Origin of the sequence: Parasphingorhabdus sp. (assembly GCF_048269915.1) — a bacterium.
Taxonomy (GTDB): Bacteria; Pseudomonadota; Alphaproteobacteria; order Sphingomonadales; family Sphingomonadaceae; genus Parasphingorhabdus.
The window spans coordinates 198,576-213,870 of the sequence record NZ_JBLWTY010000001.1 but is presented as its reverse complement, the minus strand read 5'-3'; the positions used below and the strand labels follow the sequence as shown (position 1 = coordinate 213,870).

Here is a 15,295-nt window from a genome sequence, read left to right as displayed (position 1 = left end):
TCGCTATTCCTTCATCGACGGGCGTTTGCGACTAAAATTGAGCAGGCCCTTGAACACGCCGCCAAATTTGGAAAAAGCTTTTTCAAGGGTACCAATCGGCTGGCCGCCGGGAACATGGGCGGCAACATGATACATCCACATGATCAGCGCGGCAAACAGGCCAAAAGGCACCCACAGGGCAATGATCGGGTCGACCAGTCCTAACGTCCCGATATCCTCGCCATATTCATTGACCTTGTGATAGGTCACGATCATCACGATCGAGAGGAATACGCCAAGGGCGGAACTGGAGCGTTTCGGCGGCACCGCGAGCGCCACCGCCAGCAGCGGCATCAGCAGCATCATCACAACCTCGACCATACGAAAATGGAAATTGGCGCGGCTTTCGTTGCGTTCGGTAGCCGGACGGGTTTCGTCATGCCCGACCCGGACCAGCTCCGGTATGGTATATTCCAAATCTTTGCCACCGCGCGAACGGAAGGTTTCTATGTCGGGCAGGTCAATCGGCAGGTCATGACTGCTGAAACTCAATATGCGGGGCTTTTTATAATTGGGAGCATCATGGATAAGCACACCCTCGGTCAGGCGCAAAATGATTGTGTCGGGATCGTCGGTCGCCAGAAACTGGCCATTTTCGGCCGTTACCGATACTGTCTGCCGCTTCTTGTTTTCCGCACGGACGAAGATTCCGCTCAAATTAGTGCCATTGTCCCGGCTTTCCTCGATGCGCAGGGTCATCCGGTTGCCGAGATTGGTGAATTCACCGACCTTGATCGACGCGCCGAGTGCGCCCGAGCGCAATTCGAACCGCAATTCTTCATAATAATAGCGGGACAAGGGCTGAATGAAGCCGACCAGTGCGAGATTGACCAGCATCAGTGCCACCGCGAACATGTACGGCACCCGGAGCAGACGCCCGTAACCTTGGCCAACCGCCCGGAATACATCAAGTTCCGAGCTTAACGCGAGGCGTCGGAAGGCCAGCAAAATGCCGAGCAGCAGGCCGATCGGGATGCCAAGGGACAGATATTCCGGAATTAGATTGGCCAGCATTCGCCAAACCACGCTGACCGGGCCGCCTTCTGCCGCAACAAAGTCAAACAGGCGCAGCATTTTTTCGAGCACTAGCAGCATGGCTGCAATCACCAATGTGCTGAAGAGCGGCAGCGCGATCAACTTTGCCAAATAGCGGTCAGTGGAAGTCAGCAGTTTCAACTTGTTGTCGCCCTCTCACCATGTTTCTGCCGCAAATCAAATCCATAGATATGGGCAGATCGGGGGCTGATTCTTGTTCGTGCCGGAGTATTGGCGCGGGTATAACGACTAGGAGTTACCACGTCATGTTGAAATTTGCGGCATCTCTCGCATTATCGACCACTATTTTGCTATCTTCTGCCCCGGCTTTTGCAGGTGGCAAGAAGATACCCAATGACCTTCGTCCCTGTCGGTCGGGCAATGGTCCGGCAGTGCTTGTCAACGTTAGCGGTCTAAAAGCCGGCTCGGGTAATGTACGCGTGCAAAGCTATCACGGTACCAAGGATGAATGGCTGAAATCGGGCGCATGGCTGAAACGCATCGAAGTACCGGTAAGCGCCACAAATATGACATTCTGCCTGCCAGTTAAGCAGGCGGGCGAATATGCGATTGCTGTTCGTCACGATTTCAACGGCAATGGCAAAACCGATCTTACAAGCGATGGGGGAGGCATGTCGAACAACCCCAGCATCAATATCTTCAACCTGGGTAAGCCAAGTTACAAGAAAACCAAATTTGCGATTGGCAATGAGGTTAAATCCATCAGCATCACTATGAAATATATGTGATGCACCGGGCACCCGGGACAATTTAGGGCTATTTCATGGCAAATGTCGCACTTCTTTCCAATCCGAACTCAACCGGAAACCGGGCTATTTTGCCGGAAGTGCGGTCCTATTGCGTGAAGAATAGCGATGTTTTCCATTATGAAGTCGATCATGTCGACGAGATTGCCAAAGCTTTGGAAACCATTGCCCGGGTGAAGCCGAAAGTGCTGGTGATCAATGGCGGTGATGGGACGGTACAGGCAGCGCTGACCGAATTACACCAGGGCGGCCATTTCGGAGACAGTCCACCGCCGGTAGCTGTGCTGCCCAACGGCAAGACCAATTTGATCGCTCTCGATCTGGGTGCCGAAGGCAATCCGTTGAAGGCTCTGGAACGCATCGTCGAGATGGCCAAACATGATTTGCACGAACATCTTGTTGATCGCGAACTGATCGCGCTTTCCGATGGCGGCAAGGACAGCAAGATCGTGCTTGGCATGTTTCTCGGGGGTGCAGGACTGTCTGAGTTCATCCTGTATTGTCGCCACAAGATTTATCCGCTTGGATTGCCCAATGCCGCTGCCCATGTGCTGACGGTTTTTGCCGCTCTCGCATCAGTCCTGTTTGGCATAAAGGCGAAGTTCCTGCCGAACCGCTCCTCGCCGATCAAGGTTTCGCTGATCCGCGAAGGCCAGTTTCAGGGCAATTTCGCGGTGTTGATTGTCACTACGCTGGAACGGCTTTTGCTGATGAAGCGATCGATGCGGAATAAAAATGCGATTGGCCGGATGCAGTTTCTTGCCATTGATCAGCAAGCCGGCGCAATTGTCCGTTTCCTGCTGTCGGTGATTTTTGGCCGATTGGGAAGAAACGCGCAAAAGGGTATTCATCTGGAACGCGGAGACATGATTCGCATCGAGGGTGAAGGCAGCAATGTGTTGATGGATGGAGAATTGTTCCGCGCCCAGCCCGGTCGGCCGATCGTGCTGAAATCAACCAAGCCAGTGTCCTTTCTTCGGCTCGCTGCTTGAGCTAGAACGCTTCGCGTGAGCGAACTGAAATCATTGATTACACAAGAATTGGCGCTCCCTGTTGATCCGCGGGTGTCGGCCTTTGCCGCGTCGATTGCAGAGCGCTATGGAGAAGCATCGCGTGCGGTGTTATTCTACGGCTCGTGCCTGCGCACGACAGAGCTCGATGGGCAGATGCTTGATTTCTACCTGATTGTTTCGAGCTATGAGGCCGCCTACGGGAAAAGCTGGCTGGTGGGTGCGAACAAGCGGCTGCCACCGAATGTATTTCCGGCAGAACATGGGGAACTGGTCGCCAAAGTGGCGGTGTTGAGCGAGAAAGATTTTCATAAGCTGAACCGGATCAGCGCCAGTGCAGTCAGCGTTTGGGCTCGATTTGCGCAGCCATCCCGGCTGGTCTGGCAGGCCGACGAAGCGGCACGGGCGCAAGCTGTTGAAGCGATTGCAGGCGCAGCCATAACGTTATTTGATATGACTTTTCCGATGATGGCGATTGATACGAAACACACAATTGCGGATATCTGGAAACGAGGCTTTGAACTAACCTACGGTGCGGAATTGCGTGCCGAACGGAAGGATCGTTCAGACTCGGTCGTGGATTCTGATCCCGAACGCTACGCGCGCTTTGGACCAGCCGTTCTGGCGACGATCGCAGAACGGGACAAGGCCACCGGAAGAAAGCTCAAAATTGTTGCATCCCGCGGCGCGGTCGAGAAAAGATGGCGACAATTGCGGCGCAATGGCAAGATATTGACTCTCGCCAGGCTGGCCAAAGCATCAGCTACCTATGCAGGCGGCATTGATTATCTGGCCTGGAAGATCAACCGCCATGCGGGGACGGACTATGTGATCAGACCCTGGCAACGTAAGTGGCCGATTCTGGGTGCGTTGGCAATGTTGCCGCGATTGCTGCTGGGTGGGGCGATCAAATAGCGCTATGTTGCTGACTGAGGATCGGAGCGGTCATATCTGCTAAATCGCCCCGACCGCCTTGCCAGCGGCCTCGAACATATCCAAAATTTGATCCACCTGCTCGCTGCTATGCTCTGCGCAAAGCGAACAGCGGAGCAGGGTCATATTGGCAGGCGTCGCCGGCGGTCTGGCCAGGTTCACATATAGTCCTTCCGCCAGCAAAGCCTGCCACATCATCGCGCCTTTTTCGAGATCGGGCATGATCACGGCGATGATCGCGCTTTGTGCTTCGGGCGTACCGAGGCTGAAGCCGAGATCACGCAAGCCCTTGTGCAGCTTCTTGCTATTCTCCCACAGATGCGCGCGCTTGTTGCCGCTGTGCATTAGCTTGCGGATCGAGGTGCTGGCGGTCGCCATCACGCTGGGCGGCAGGCTTGCGGTAAATACATAGGGACGGCAGACCAGCCGCAATATTTCAAACTTTGGGTGGTTTGAAACGCAGAATCCGCCGACCGTACCGACACTTTTGCTGAACGTACCGATGATGAAATCGACATCGTCAATCACGCCCTGCGCTTCGCAGACGCCGCGGCCGTTTTCGCCGATAAAGCCCATGCTGTGCGCTTCGTCGACCAGCACCATGGCACCGTTTTCCTTACAGATGCGAACCATCTCTTTCAGTGGTGCGACATCGCCGAGCATCGAGTAGACGCCTTCCAGGACGACCAGTTTTCCCGCTTCGGCAGGAAGCCGTTTTAGACGTTTTTCCAACGCATCAATATCATTGTGCCGGAACGCGACAATTTCGGCATTGCCCATCGCGCAGCCGTCATAGATGGACGCATGGCTGTCAATGTCGAGGATCACATAGTCGCCTTTGCCAGCGAGTGAGGAGATGATGCCCAGATTGGCCTGGTAGCCGGTCGAAAAGACCATGGCATGGTCCATCGCGTAAAATTCTTTCAGTGCCTCTTCGCAGTCCCGGTGGCCCGAATATGTACCGTTGAGAACGCGGCTGCCGGTGGTGCCGGAGCCAAATTCCTTGAGCGCCTTGATGCCGGCCTCGCGCACGTCATCGTCGAACGTCATCCCCATATAATTATAAGTGCCGAGCAGGATGGTCTCCTTGCCATTACAAACTGCGACGGTCGGTGATTTTACTTCCTCCATGACGAGCGAGAACGGATCTTTCACACCCGTGGCAAGGAGCGTTTCGCGCTCCTGTATAAGCGGGTCGAATTTGCTGAGTAAATCGGTCATAATTTTTCGTCCTGTGCGTCGCACTAATGCAGCGCTTTTTCGGCAATCAGTCTGAGCTGAACCGCAAGGTTCCGCATCTAATGCGGCGTATTAAACTCTAGTTTTCCATCAACTTTGCGACGGCCTCGGCGAGCTGGCCAACGGTTTCGATTTCGGCCTGCATGTTCATTGTGATGATAATGTCAAATTCATCTTCCACGGCTGCGACAAAGTCCATGACGGTCAGGCTGTCCCATTCCAGATCGCCCTGAAACGTGGTGCTGTCCGCCAGATCTACGCCCTTGTTGTTAAACGGCCCGATCAGCTCGCTGACCTTGGCCATGATATCTTCGCGATTTGCCATAAATTGCTTTCCTCGTGTCGGTGGCCAAAATGCCTTTCTTGACCTTTGCCAACGGATGCGCCCCATTGGCAAGCGAATAAGGCGCAAAAGCGGCATCAGCTTGCCGAAATGCGTCGATTATGTCACTTTCTCAAATCCGTGGGGGAAAACATATGTCGGAAGAGAGAAAATGGCCGGATGATGCGGTCTACGCGCTGCGAACGACCCAGCAACATCATGTTCAACTCAGTATGATGGCGGACCATAAAGCCAATATGTTGATTGGTGCGACATTCATTGTTTTTACCCTGGCTATTGGCCAGAGCCGGACAGGTGAAATGTCTGTGCCGCTGATGATCTTGGCGATTGCTGCCTTCGCGTCCGCTGGCCTTGCCGCGATAGCGGTGATGCCATCCTTCGCCCCACGCAAGGGTGGTCCGCCCAACTTTTTGTTTTTCGGCGGGTTTTGCCACATGTCGGAGGACGAGTTTGCTGATCGCCTGTTGAGCGAGGAATTTGAGACACAGGAAACGGTCTACCGTGCGATGCTGCGCGATATTTATCAGATGGGAATTGTGCTTGGCCATAAAAAATATCGTTTTCTGGGCTGGGCCTATTGGGTATTTTTGGTCGGTTTGACGCTGACTTTCTTTACCTATGTGTACGAACAATTCGCTGGGTCGATAATCTAGCGTCCGTTACAGCCAGCCGTTCTGCCGATACCAGTTGGCCGTCTCTTTGAGGCCTTCGGTTGTTTTGATTTGCGGTTGCCACAATTGGGCTGGCAGACGCTTTTGCGGATCAATTGTCCAGTCATCGTGACAAAAATAATTGACCCGGTCTTCGGTCAGCTTCGCGTTGTCACCGCGCACCAGACGATCCGCCCTGGCCCCCAGGTGCAGCAGCGTTTTGGGTATGCCGACGGCAGAAACCCGCTTGCCCATCGCCGAGCCGATCGCCTTGGCAAAAGCGGCCTGCGTCCAGCCACCTGACTCGCCGTCATCAATCTCGAATGTTTGGTATCGCAAATTTTCCTGATCCGCCAAGAGCGCGAGAAGGGCCTGACACAGATCCTGAACGTGGATGACGGACATGCGGCCATCGGCATCTGGCGGCATGGTCACAAACCCCAGCCGCGCCATTTTGAATAGATCGAGAAACTCGCCGTCGCCGGGGCCATAGACGGCGGGCGGGCGGATGATCGTCCAGTCAAGGTCGCTGGCGGCGACAATCTCTTCCGCCTTGGCTTTGGTGTCACCATAGATGGACAATGAAGGCTGGGTCGCTGCCAGCGAGGAGACATGGATGAAGCGCTTGATCCCTGCCTGTTTAGCGGCTGCAACGATGGCGAGCGTGCCCGCAATATTGCCCGCCTCGAACCCGGCCCGGTCCGGTGCATTGACGACTCCCGCAATGTGCAGAACCACATCGGCCTTGCCGCATAAAGTTGCCAGACTTGATGTATCGTCTAATGCGCCGCGTACCCACTGGATATTGGTGTGATCATCCTGCGGACGTCTTGTCAGTGCGCGTATTTCATATCCATCGTTAATCGCCAGATCGAGTATCCGGCTACCGACAAAACCGGTGGCGCCGGTAATTGCGATTGTTTTTTTGGGTGCCTCGGTCACGATGATCAGACCAGCACCATCTGGCTGCGGTGGACCACCGCACTGCGCGGAGCATAGCCCAGCAGAGCTTCCAGTTCCGAACTGCGACGACCGATGATCTTGGCGCAATCCAGGGCATCATATTCGGCGAGACCGCGCGCGATCGTCAGGCCTTCGACATCCTTGATATCGACAACATCGCTCCGTTCAAACTGGCCATCGATGGTAATGATACCCGCTGCCAGAAGGCTGCTGCCGGATTGCAGGGCTGAGACCGCACCGGCATCGACAGTGATCGTTCCGGCGGAGGTGAGCCGCCCGCCCAGCCATGCCTTGCGGGCATTGGCCCCGTCCCCCGCCTTGAACAGGGTTCCGACATTGGTAAGCGCATAGCGTTCCAGCGGATGGTCTTCCCGACCCGAAATAATCGATAGCTCAATGCCGGCGAGATTGGCAATTTTCGCCGCCTCCAGCTTGGAGGTCATGCCGCCGGAGCCGAGACCCGAGGATGAGCTGCCGTCTGCCATCGCCATGATATTCTCGTCAACGATTTCGACCGTTCCGATAAATTGTCCGTTGGTCTCGCTGTCCGGTCTGCGGTCGTAAAGGCCGTCAATATCGGAAAGCAGCAACACGCGGTCAGCTGATGCCGCCTGACCCACGCGCGCGGCCAGCCGATCATTGTCACCGAAACGGATTTCGTCGGTGGCGACACTGTCATTCTCGTTAATCACGGGAACGGCGCCATGTTCGAGCAGCTTTTCGAGTGTCGCGGTCGCGTTGAGATAGCGTTTGCGATCTTCCATATCATCAAGCGTCAGCAGCATCTGGGCGGCGGTGATATGATGCTCGGCCAGCAGTTCCGACCACAGGCTGCTCAGCGCAATCTGTCCTACCGATGCCGCAGCCTGGGCTTCAGCCAAGCTGGCGCGTCCGCCTTTTTCGAGACCCAGTTTGCGTGCGCCCAAGGCAATGGAACCGGACGAGACGATGATGATTTTATCACCCGCCTGATGCCGTTTGGCGATATCCTCGACCAGCGTTTGCAGCCATGCCCGGCGCGGTTGATCATTCTTGCCGACAAGCAACGATGAGCCGACCTTGACGACAATCGTACTCCGCTTTGCGGCGCTCACAGTGGTGACCAATCCTTGGTTTTTCCTTCTTCGTCCGAGGCGAGGCCTGGCTGGCTTTTGGTCTCGATCGAACTATTCTCGCCGACCGCCTCGAGTATCTTGTCCAGTACCGCCTCGAGGCCCGCGCCGGTTGCACCCGAGACCGGCAGGACATGGTCAGCACCGGCTGCGTGCAGTTGATCGGCGATATCGGCCATCAGCTCTTCATCGAGCAGATCGGCTTTGTTAAGCGCCAGTATCTGTGGTTTTTCAGCAAGTCCGCCGCCATATTGTTCCAGTTCCTTGGTGACGGTTTTCCACGCGTGCACCGGATCATCTCCGGTCGCGTCGACGAGGTGGAGCAATATCTTGCAGCGTTCGATATGGCCCAGAAACCGGTCACCAATACCCGCACCTTCGGCGGCACCTTCGATAAGGCCGGGGATGTCGGCCAGTACAAATTCGCGGCCCTTGTGGCGGACCACGCCGAGCTGCGGATGGATGGTGGTGAAGGGATAGGCACCAACCTTGGCACTGGCGTTCGTCACCTGATTGATCAGGGTTGATTTGCCGGCATTGGGCAGGCCGACAAGACCGGCGTCAGCGATCAGTTTGAGCCGCAACCAGACGGCAGCTTCTTCGCCGGGCTCACCAGGCTGATGCTGGCGTGGTGCACGGTTGGTCGAACTTTTGTAGCTGGCATTGCCGCGTCCACCAATCCCGCCTTCAAGGAAGGTCACGCGCTGGCCTTCGCGGGTAAAATCGAGCAGCACATGTTTCTTGTCTTCCGACAATATCTGGGTGCCGACCGGTACTTTGATCACCAGATCCTCGCCGCCCGCGCCGGTGCGGTTGCGGCCTGCGCCGCCCTTGCCGCGCGGGGCCTTGAAATGCTGGGCATAGCGAAAGTCAATCAGCGTGTTGAGACCTTCAACCGCTTCAAAGATGATATCGCCGCCTTTGCCGCCATTGCCGCCGTCGGGGCCGCCATATTGAATATATTTCTCGCGCCGGAAACCGACGGCACCGGGCCCGCCCTGACCCGAGCTAACGTATATTTTGGCTTGATCCAAGAAATGCATGTTGCTGCATTTAGGGATTTGGTACGGGAAAGGCTAGATGTTCCTTTGCACGACCCTGTTGATGAGGAGCAAATGTGGCCCATCCGCGATTTCTCGGCTTCCAACTGTTCCATTCACGGTCCGCTCCCTCCCCAGAAGACTGCGGGCCCTGGACATGACCGCGATTAGAGTGCGCGATCTGGGATGCTGAAGGGATTTATCGTTGTCGATGCAATATCGCTTTGGCGGCTGTCTTGAGCGTGAGCGTGAGCGTGGACCAGACGTCGCAGCGTCAGGGGTGCAATTTCAATTCGTAACGAAAGGTCCGGACAATTTCGTTCCTGCTGAGGCTGAATATTTCGCTGTCCCGCTCCAAACGACTGAAGTTCAGTTTTTTCAAAACAGCTGAAGATCCAAGATTGTCGTGAAAATGGCCAGCGGTCAGCTTTGAAAATCCGGCTGCTCCTGCCATTTTAATGATAGCTTCTGCAACTTCTACGGCCAAGCCCTGTCGCCAAAATTGGGGAGTAATCCAGAAAGACAGCTCTCCAGATATTGCTGCGGTGCGCTTTATAGCGGCTGATCCAAAGCCCTGCTTATCAGCAGTAATTCCGACAATTCTGAAACCCTTGTCTTCTGATGCGATATTATTCCAGTCTGAAATCCAAGTTTCAACGAAATGATCCGGCAAGGGATGCGGGATGGTGGAGGTGTTGTCTGCCACTTTTTCTTGCTTCAATGCCGCCGCAATCCAGGAAATGTCTGACATTTCTACCGGTCGAAAGCTGATCATAGAGTGCATTATATGTTAATATAGGCGGTCGGGATAATTGCCACCCTCTAGTAACCGCCGCCGGGATAAAAGCATTATAACCCATTGGCAATCATCTCGGGTCAATCTCCATCAGCCCATGCCGTACGCATCCTGTGCCGGATTGCTTCTTTAACGCGTTCCCAAATCAACCGCTGTTGCGCAGCGCGGTGGCAATGGCATTGAGCGACAGCTGGATACCTTCACCAATGCGCGGATCGTCTTCGCCGGCGCGCAGACGTTTCATCAATTCGATCTGGAGATGGTTGAGCGGTTCGATATAGGGCAGGCGCAATTCGATGCTGTTGAACAGCGAGGGGCTTTTTGCCAGCAAATGCGGCTGGTCGGTGATCTCGAGCAATATGTCGCGCGTCTGATACCAGCCGGACCGGATGCGGCTGAAAAAGGCCTGGCCCATGTCCTGATCCTCGACCAGCCCGGCATAGCGCGCGGCAATTCCCATGTCGGATTTGGCGAGCACCATTTCCATATTGGAGAGCGATGCTTGAAAGAAGGGCCAGCTTTGCTCCATATCCTTGAGCTTGGCGGTGTCGCCAAAGGCCGACAAGGCCTGTCCGACACCGTACCAGCCGGGCAGCATCACCCGGGCCTGCGCCCAGCTGAAAACCCAGGGAATGGCGCGGAGGTCCTCGATCTTGTCGCTTTTGGTACGGCTTGCCGGACGCGACCCGATCTTGAGTTTGGCAATTTCCGTCAGCGGCGTCATTTGCCGGAAGAAAGTGCGGAAACTGTCGTCGCCATAGACCAGATCGCGATATTCGGTGAAGGCAACTTGCGAGATTTCATCCATCGCTGCCGCAAAGCCGGCTTGCACTTTGGCGTCCGTCTGATCGGGTTCGAGCGAGTTGATCAGCACTGCCGATGTCATCGCTTCCAGATTGGCTTCGGCGCCGTCTTCCGTGCCATATTTTGCAGCGATGACCTCTCCCTGCTCGGTAATCCGGATGCGCCCCGCGACGGTTCCCTTGGGCTGTGCCTTGATGGCACCGAAAGCGGAGCCACCGCCGCGTCCCACGGCCCCGCCGCGCCCGTGGAACAGCTGCATCTTGATGTCGGCCTTGGCAAAGATCGGGGTCAGCGCATCGCTTGCTTTGAACAGGCTCCAGGTCGAGGTCAGATAGCCGCCATCCTTGTTGCTGTCAGAATAGCCGATCATCACTTCCTGATGGCCGCGCGCCTTGGCCAGCGCGTGCATTTCGGGGATGGTGAAGAATTCGGTCATCACTTCCGGCGCGTTTTCGAGGTCGGCCACGGTCTCAAACAGCGGCACCGCCATGACCGGGCAGGACGGCGTGCTATTGTCCTCCGTCGGTGCGTGATAGAGGCCGGTCTCCATCAACAGGACATAGACTTCCAATATGTCGGAAACGCTCTCGCCGTTGCTGATATTATAATTGGTGATGACTTCTGGCCCATATTTCCGATGCGCCTCGGCAGCCGCGCGTATGATCGACAATTCCTTGGCGGTCTCCTCGCTATATTTGATCCATGGGCTGGCAAGTGGGCGATTGTTGGCGAGTTCCGCGCGGAGGCGTTTTACGCGAGACGCTTCGTCCAGAGCCAGATAGTCATCTTCGACGCCGGCTTGCTTGAGCAGTTCGGCAATCACCCGTTCGTGCACCCGGCTGTTCTGGCGCATATCGAGGGTTGCGAGGTGGAAGCCGAATAGCTCGACCGTGCGGATCAGTCGCCCCAGGGCCCCGGAGGTAGCGAAGACACCCTTGCCGGCCGATTTGAGACCATGGGCGAGGATCGCCAGTTCCTCACGCAGCTCTTGCGGATTGTCATAGGGCTTGGCTGGAATCGCGGAGGGTCGTCCCGGGACATGACCACAAAGTTTGAGGTGGGTTTCGGACAATCGTGCGTAAATGCCGGACAGCGCGCGGCGATAGGGTTCGTCCTTGCGGCTGAGCGCATCGTCGCCGCTGACTTCGGCCAGCGCCAGCACCGCATCGGGCACATCGGCAAGTTCGGTAGAAATCGAAAGCTCGGCACCGAGAGCATGAACGCGCATCAGATAATAGCCGATGACGGTTTCTGCCGCGCGCGACAGCGCCTCTTCCATGGCTTGGGCGTCGACAAAGGGATTGCCGTCCCGGTCGCCGCCAATCCAGCTGTTGAGCTTGAGGAAGCTGGGCAGGCGGGCACCCAATATCCGTTCCCATTTGGCGTAGAGCCGCGGAAGGACGGGGAGAAACACATCCTTCATATAGCTTTGCGAAATCTGCACTTCGTCGGTGACAAACAGCCGCTCGCGGCGCAGCGGACGAGTCTGCCAGAGCAAGGCAATCTGGCGCATGATCGCGTCGTCCAGCATATCGCCTTCAGGGGTTTCCGTGTCCCCGTCGTCTTTCATCAACAACAGCTCGGCGATCCGCGCCTTGTGATCAATGATGCTCTTGCGCCGGACCTCGGTCGGGTGGGCAGTAAGCACCGGCGCGATCAGTGCCTCGTCGAGCAGCTTCAGGATTGCCGGCCGGTCCACGCCTTCGCTGGCGAGCAGTTCGATTGCCTCGACCACGGTTGCCCCTTTTTCGGCCGCCACGCCCTGCCGGTCTTCGGCAAGGTTGGCGAGCAGGGAGAACAGCATGAAGCCGCGGACAAAGGCGAGCGTCTCATCAAGCGACAGTGCATCGAGACCCGGATCGATGGCGTCGGCATCGGCCAGCCCCCGGTGACGGTCGACGCTGGTCGAGCGGATATATTCGGTGCGCCGGTAGAGATCCTCTCCCCCATAGGATCGAATGACATCGCCGAGCAGCTTGCCGAGATATTTGATGTCAGGATTCTGGCGGACGGTGAGGGATTCGGTCATGAACGGATGCTGCACTGCGGCAAGGAATCGGTCAAGCCATTCCGGTGTCTGTGCCATCAATCACAATCGAGCGTACCGCTGTCCGGTCAACGGTCCTTGTATGACGGAACGTCGCCAGGCTTGTTCGACTTTCGTCGATTCAACTCTCCAGCTCAATATCCCAGTAGAGCCAGTCGTGCCATGTATCGTGCAGAAAATTGGGCGGGAAAGCGCGGCCGTGTTCCTGCAGATGCCAGCTGGTCGGCTTGATCGGGCGATTGGCGAGCTGCATATGCGCTTGTGCAGGCGTCCGGCCCCCTTTCTTGAGGTTGCAGGGCAGGCAGGCGGTGGCGACATTTTCCCAGGTCGTGCGGCCCTTCTGGCGGCGCGGTATGACGTGATCAAAGGTCAGATTGTCGGGTGATCCGCAATATTGACATTCAAACTTGTCGCGCAGGAACAGGTTGAAGCGCGTGAAGGCCGGATATTCCGAAGGTTTGATATATTTCTTGAGCGCGATCACCGACGGGATTTTCATGTCTAGATTGGGACTGTGCACTTCGCGTTCATAGCTGGACACGATATCAACACGGTCAAGAAACACCGCTTTGATCGCGGTTTGCCAAGGCCACAGGCTGAGCGGATAATAGGAAAGCGGCGTATAATCTGCATTGAGGACGAGCGAGGGGCAACTTTCCGGATGCCGGAGCAGGTCGGGGTGATACATAAGCGCTTGTCTCCCTTGGCCTTTACTGCCCGCTCTTTATGCCTAAGAACATGACATGGCTGTTACACAAACAACAATATCGCTCTCATGACGTCAAGTGTGCAATTAAATCGACATATTGTGGTGCGTTTTGCACCCAGCCCCAATGGATTGTTGCATTTGGGTCACGCCTATGCCGCAATGAAGGCGCATGACTATGCCAGTCAAAGGAATGGAATATTTCTGCTCCGGATCGAGGATATTGATAGCGGGCGCTGCCGTCCCGAGTTTGTCGAGGCCATCCTGGCGGATCTGCGCTGGCTCGGCCTGCAATGGGACGGGAAGGCGATTTTTCAGTCCGACCGTCTGGACAGCTATGCCGAAGCAGTGGGCCGACTGAAGGCGATGAATCTGCTCTACCCCTGTTTCTGCACCCGTTCGAACATGCGGCAGGCACAGGATGCGGGTTCGCTGGCAGAAGGACTGGCCGGACCGGTATATGCCGGTACCTGTCGCGACCTGGACACTGATCTCGCCATCGCGCGGGCGCGGCAAGAGCCGCACAGCTGGCGCCTCAATGTCGCAAAGGCAGTTTCCTTGACCGGACCACTGTCATGGCTGGACGAAGGACGTGGCGAACAAACCGGCCATCCGGAGCAACTGGGAGATGTCGTCATCGTGCCCAAGGATATGCCGGTTGCCTATCATCTGGCGGTGACGGTGGACGATGCCCGAGACGGCATCACCCATGTGGTGCGTGGTAGCGACTTGTTTAGCTCTACCCATGTGCACCGTTTGCTGCAGGCGCTGCTGAAATTGCCCACGCCGACTTATGTCCATCATCGGCTTTTGGTCGATGAAAGCGGAGCGAAACTATCAAAAAGCCGCGATTCTGCTTCTTTATCCGTCTTGCGGGAGGCGGGGGGCGATGGCAATAAACTGTTACAAGAGCTCCGGCAGGCTATCTTCCCGGTTGGAATCTCGCTTTCAGCGGTTTAAAGGTGATTTTATGAGCTATATTTTGATATTGATGATCGTCGCGGCGGCAGGCGCTGTTCTTTACGCACTGGTTCGCGGGCTGATTGCCTTTGCCAATATGAAGCCGGGTGAGGTCGATGCTGACGGCATCACCGCGTCGCATAAAAAGCAGAATGAAATGATGTTTGCCCGCGTCAAATATCAGGCGATTGCGATTGTGCTGGTGGTGATTCTTCTGATTCTGGCAGGGGGCCAGAGCTAGGCTGCTTCCGCAATGGTAAAGCTCAACAAAATTTATACCAAGACCGGCGATGATGGTACGACCGGCTTGGTTGATGGTTCGCGGCTTGCCAAGAATGATCCGCGGATGGCTGCGATCGGCGACATTGATGAACTGAACAGTGCTCTTGGTCTGGCGATTTGCGAAATCACCGATGGTGCGCTGATCAAGGCATTGCGGATTGTCCAGAATGATCTGTTCGATATGGGGGCGGACCTGGCTACGCCGGCCAAAGAGAGCGATGATTTCGCGCCTTCGGACATGGTGCTCCGGGTAATGCCATCACAGGTTGACCGGCTGGAACGTGAAATCGATGCGGCCAATGGGAACCTCGAACCTCTGACCAGTTTCATCCTGCCCGGCGGCGCGAAAGCGGCTGCGGCCATTCATTGTGCCCGCGCGATCGCGAGGCGGGCAGAACGAACCTGTGTTGCCGCCGCGCAAGTCATGGCCATCAACCCGCAGGCGCTGGCCTATATCAATCGTCTTTCGGACTATTTATTCGTGCTCGGTCGCGCACTGAATGATGGCGGGAAAGCCGACATTCTTTGGGTGCCGGGAGCGTCGCGCTAGATTGCATGCGCCCAACGCC

General features: G+C 56.2%; 16 protein-coding genes. 7 read left to right on the top strand and 9 right to left on the bottom strand.

Features of this window, described 5'->3' with window-relative positions; all coding sequences use genetic code 11:
- Positions 1–3: 3 nt before the first annotated feature.
- Positions 4–1,209, bottom strand: a complete 1,206-nt coding sequence (lptF, locus tag ACN0WX_RS00980) for an LPS export ABC transporter permease LptF (protein ID WP_417621181.1) — start codon at positions 1,207–1,209, stop codon at positions 4–6.
- Between the two features lie 131 nt (positions 1,210–1,340).
- Between lptF and ACN0WX_RS00975 the strand changes: the two genes are divergently transcribed.
- From ACN0WX_RS00975 to ACN0WX_RS00965, 3 genes are read left to right on the top strand one after another with little or no spacing between them, the layout of a single operon-like run.
- A complete protein-coding gene (locus ACN0WX_RS00975; protein WP_417620407.1) occupies positions 1,341–1,823 on the top strand; it encodes a DUF2141 domain-containing protein in 483 nt (160 codons plus the stop codon).
- A 35-nt stretch (positions 1,824–1,858) separates the two neighbouring features.
- On the top strand, positions 1,859–2,833 hold the full coding sequence (locus ACN0WX_RS00970; protein ID WP_417620406.1) for a diacylglycerol/lipid kinase family protein: 975 nt from the start codon (positions 1,859–1,861) through the stop codon (positions 2,831–2,833).
- Positions 2,834–2,848: 15 nt separating this feature from the next.
- The gene (locus tag ACN0WX_RS00965; RefSeq protein WP_417620405.1) at positions 2,849–3,766 is read left to right on the top strand and encodes a hypothetical protein; all 918 of its coding nucleotides are present in this window, start codon (positions 2,849–2,851) and stop codon (positions 3,764–3,766) included.
- A gap of 39 nt (positions 3,767–3,805) precedes the next feature.
- Here the strand turns inward: ACN0WX_RS00965 and spt are convergent, their stop codons facing one another.
- Both spt and ACN0WX_RS00955 read right to left on the bottom strand, forming a co-directional pair.
- On the bottom strand, positions 3,806–5,005 hold the full coding sequence (gene spt / locus ACN0WX_RS00960; RefSeq protein ID WP_417620404.1) for a serine palmitoyltransferase: 1,200 nt from the start codon (positions 5,003–5,005) through the stop codon (positions 3,806–3,808).
- Positions 5,006–5,102: 97 nt separating this feature from the next.
- Positions 5,103–5,348 carry an acyl carrier protein gene (locus ACN0WX_RS00955; protein ID WP_417620403.1) on the bottom strand — a complete coding sequence of 82 codons (246 nt, stop codon included), beginning with the start codon at positions 5,346–5,348 and terminating at the stop codon, positions 5,103–5,105.
- A 152-nt stretch (positions 5,349–5,500) separates the two neighbouring features.
- Here ACN0WX_RS00955 and ACN0WX_RS00950 point away from each other — a divergent pair, with 152 nt between their 5' ends.
- Positions 5,501–6,019: a Pycsar system effector family protein gene (locus tag ACN0WX_RS00950; RefSeq protein WP_417620402.1), complete on the top strand. Its 519-nt coding sequence runs from the start codon at positions 5,501–5,503 to the stop codon at positions 6,017–6,019.
- Positions 6,020–6,025: 6 nt separating this feature from the next.
- On the opposite strand, the gene ACN0WX_RS00945 is transcribed toward ACN0WX_RS00950, so the two are convergent.
- The 6 genes from ACN0WX_RS00945 to ACN0WX_RS00920 form a co-directional block, all read right to left on the bottom strand.
- Positions 6,026–6,958: an NAD-dependent epimerase/dehydratase family protein gene (locus tag ACN0WX_RS00945; RefSeq protein WP_417620401.1), complete on the bottom strand. Its 933-nt coding sequence runs from the start codon at positions 6,956–6,958 to the stop codon at positions 6,026–6,028.
- A 5-nt stretch (positions 6,959–6,963) separates the two neighbouring features.
- A complete protein-coding gene (gene proB / locus ACN0WX_RS00940; protein WP_417620400.1) occupies positions 6,964–8,073 on the bottom strand; it encodes a glutamate 5-kinase in 1,110 nt (369 codons plus the stop codon).
- Entirely contained in the window at positions 8,070–9,134 is a 1,065-nt protein-coding gene (obgE, locus tag ACN0WX_RS00935; protein ID WP_417620399.1) for a GTPase ObgE, read from the bottom strand. The genes proB and obgE overlap by 4 nt, the downstream gene beginning before the upstream one ends.
- Before the next feature lie 271 nt (positions 9,135–9,405).
- On the bottom strand, positions 9,406–9,906 hold the full coding sequence (locus tag ACN0WX_RS00930) for a GNAT family N-acetyltransferase (protein WP_417620398.1): 501 nt from the start codon (positions 9,904–9,906) through the stop codon (positions 9,406–9,408).
- Positions 9,907–10,072: 166 nt separating this feature from the next.
- On the bottom strand, positions 10,073–12,760 hold the full coding sequence (gene ppc / locus ACN0WX_RS00925) for a phosphoenolpyruvate carboxylase (protein ID WP_417621180.1): 2,688 nt from the start codon (positions 12,758–12,760) through the stop codon (positions 10,073–10,075).
- Positions 12,761–12,899: 139 nt separating this feature from the next.
- A complete protein-coding gene (locus tag ACN0WX_RS00920) occupies positions 12,900–13,466 on the bottom strand; it encodes an HNH endonuclease (RefSeq protein WP_417620397.1) in 567 nt (188 codons plus the stop codon).
- A gap of 87 nt (positions 13,467–13,553) precedes the next feature.
- On the opposite strand from ACN0WX_RS00920, the gene gluQRS reads away from it, so the two are divergent.
- Genes gluQRS through ACN0WX_RS00905 form a run of 3 tightly spaced genes read left to right on the top strand, consistent with a single transcriptional unit; the run spans position 13,554 to position 15,276 of the window.
- Positions 13,554–14,444, top strand: a complete 891-nt coding sequence (gluQRS, locus tag ACN0WX_RS00915) for a tRNA glutamyl-Q(34) synthetase GluQRS (RefSeq protein WP_417620396.1) — start codon at positions 13,554–13,556, stop codon at positions 14,442–14,444.
- Positions 14,445–14,454: 10 nt separating this feature from the next.
- A complete protein-coding gene (locus tag ACN0WX_RS00910) occupies positions 14,455–14,685 on the top strand; it encodes an HIG1 domain-containing protein (RefSeq protein WP_417620395.1) in 231 nt (76 codons plus the stop codon).
- A 12-nt stretch (positions 14,686–14,697) separates the two neighbouring features.
- Positions 14,698–15,276 carry a cob(I)yrinic acid a,c-diamide adenosyltransferase gene (locus ACN0WX_RS00905; protein ID WP_417620394.1) on the top strand — a complete coding sequence of 193 codons (579 nt, stop codon included), beginning with the start codon at positions 14,698–14,700 and terminating at the stop codon, positions 15,274–15,276.
- Positions 15,277–15,295 lie beyond the last annotated feature (19 nt).

Excerpts from the sequence above, each read along its gene's own strand:
- ACN0WX_RS00975 (WP_417620407.1), top strand. The coding sequence starts at position 1,341 with ATGTTGAAATTTGCGGCATCTCTCGCATTATCGACCACTATTTTGCTA.
- ACN0WX_RS00970 (WP_417620406.1), top strand. The coding sequence starts at position 1,859 with ATGGCAAATGTCGCACTTCTTTCCAATCCGAACTCAACCGGAAACCGG.
- spt (WP_417620404.1), bottom strand. The coding sequence starts at position 5,005 with ATGACCGATTTACTCAGCAAATTCGACCCGCTTATACAGGAGCGCGAA.
- ACN0WX_RS00955 (WP_417620403.1), bottom strand. The coding sequence starts at position 5,348 with ATGGCAAATCGCGAAGATATCATGGCCAAGGTCAGCGAGCTGATCGGG.
- ACN0WX_RS00950 (WP_417620402.1), top strand. The coding sequence starts at position 5,501 with ATGTCGGAAGAGAGAAAATGGCCGGATGATGCGGTCTACGCGCTGCGA.
- obgE (WP_417620399.1), bottom strand. The coding sequence starts at position 9,134 with ATGCATTTCTTGGATCAAGCCAAAATATACGTTAGCTCGGGTCAGGGC.
- ACN0WX_RS00930 (WP_417620398.1), bottom strand. The coding sequence starts at position 9,906 with ATGATCAGCTTTCGACCGGTAGAAATGTCAGACATTTCCTGGATTGCG.
- ppc (WP_417621180.1), bottom strand. The coding sequence starts at position 12,760 with ATGACCGAATCCCTCACCGTCCGCCAGAATCCTGACATCAAATATCTC.
- ACN0WX_RS00920 (WP_417620397.1), bottom strand. The coding sequence starts at position 13,466 with ATGTATCACCCCGACCTGCTCCGGCATCCGGAAAGTTGCCCCTCGCTC.
- gluQRS (WP_417620396.1), top strand. The coding sequence starts at position 13,554 with ATGACGTCAAGTGTGCAATTAAATCGACATATTGTGGTGCGTTTTGCA.
- ACN0WX_RS00910 (WP_417620395.1), top strand. The coding sequence starts at position 14,455 with ATGAGCTATATTTTGATATTGATGATCGTCGCGGCGGCAGGCGCTGTT.
- ACN0WX_RS00905 (WP_417620394.1), top strand. The coding sequence starts at position 14,698 with ATGGTAAAGCTCAACAAAATTTATACCAAGACCGGCGATGATGGTACG.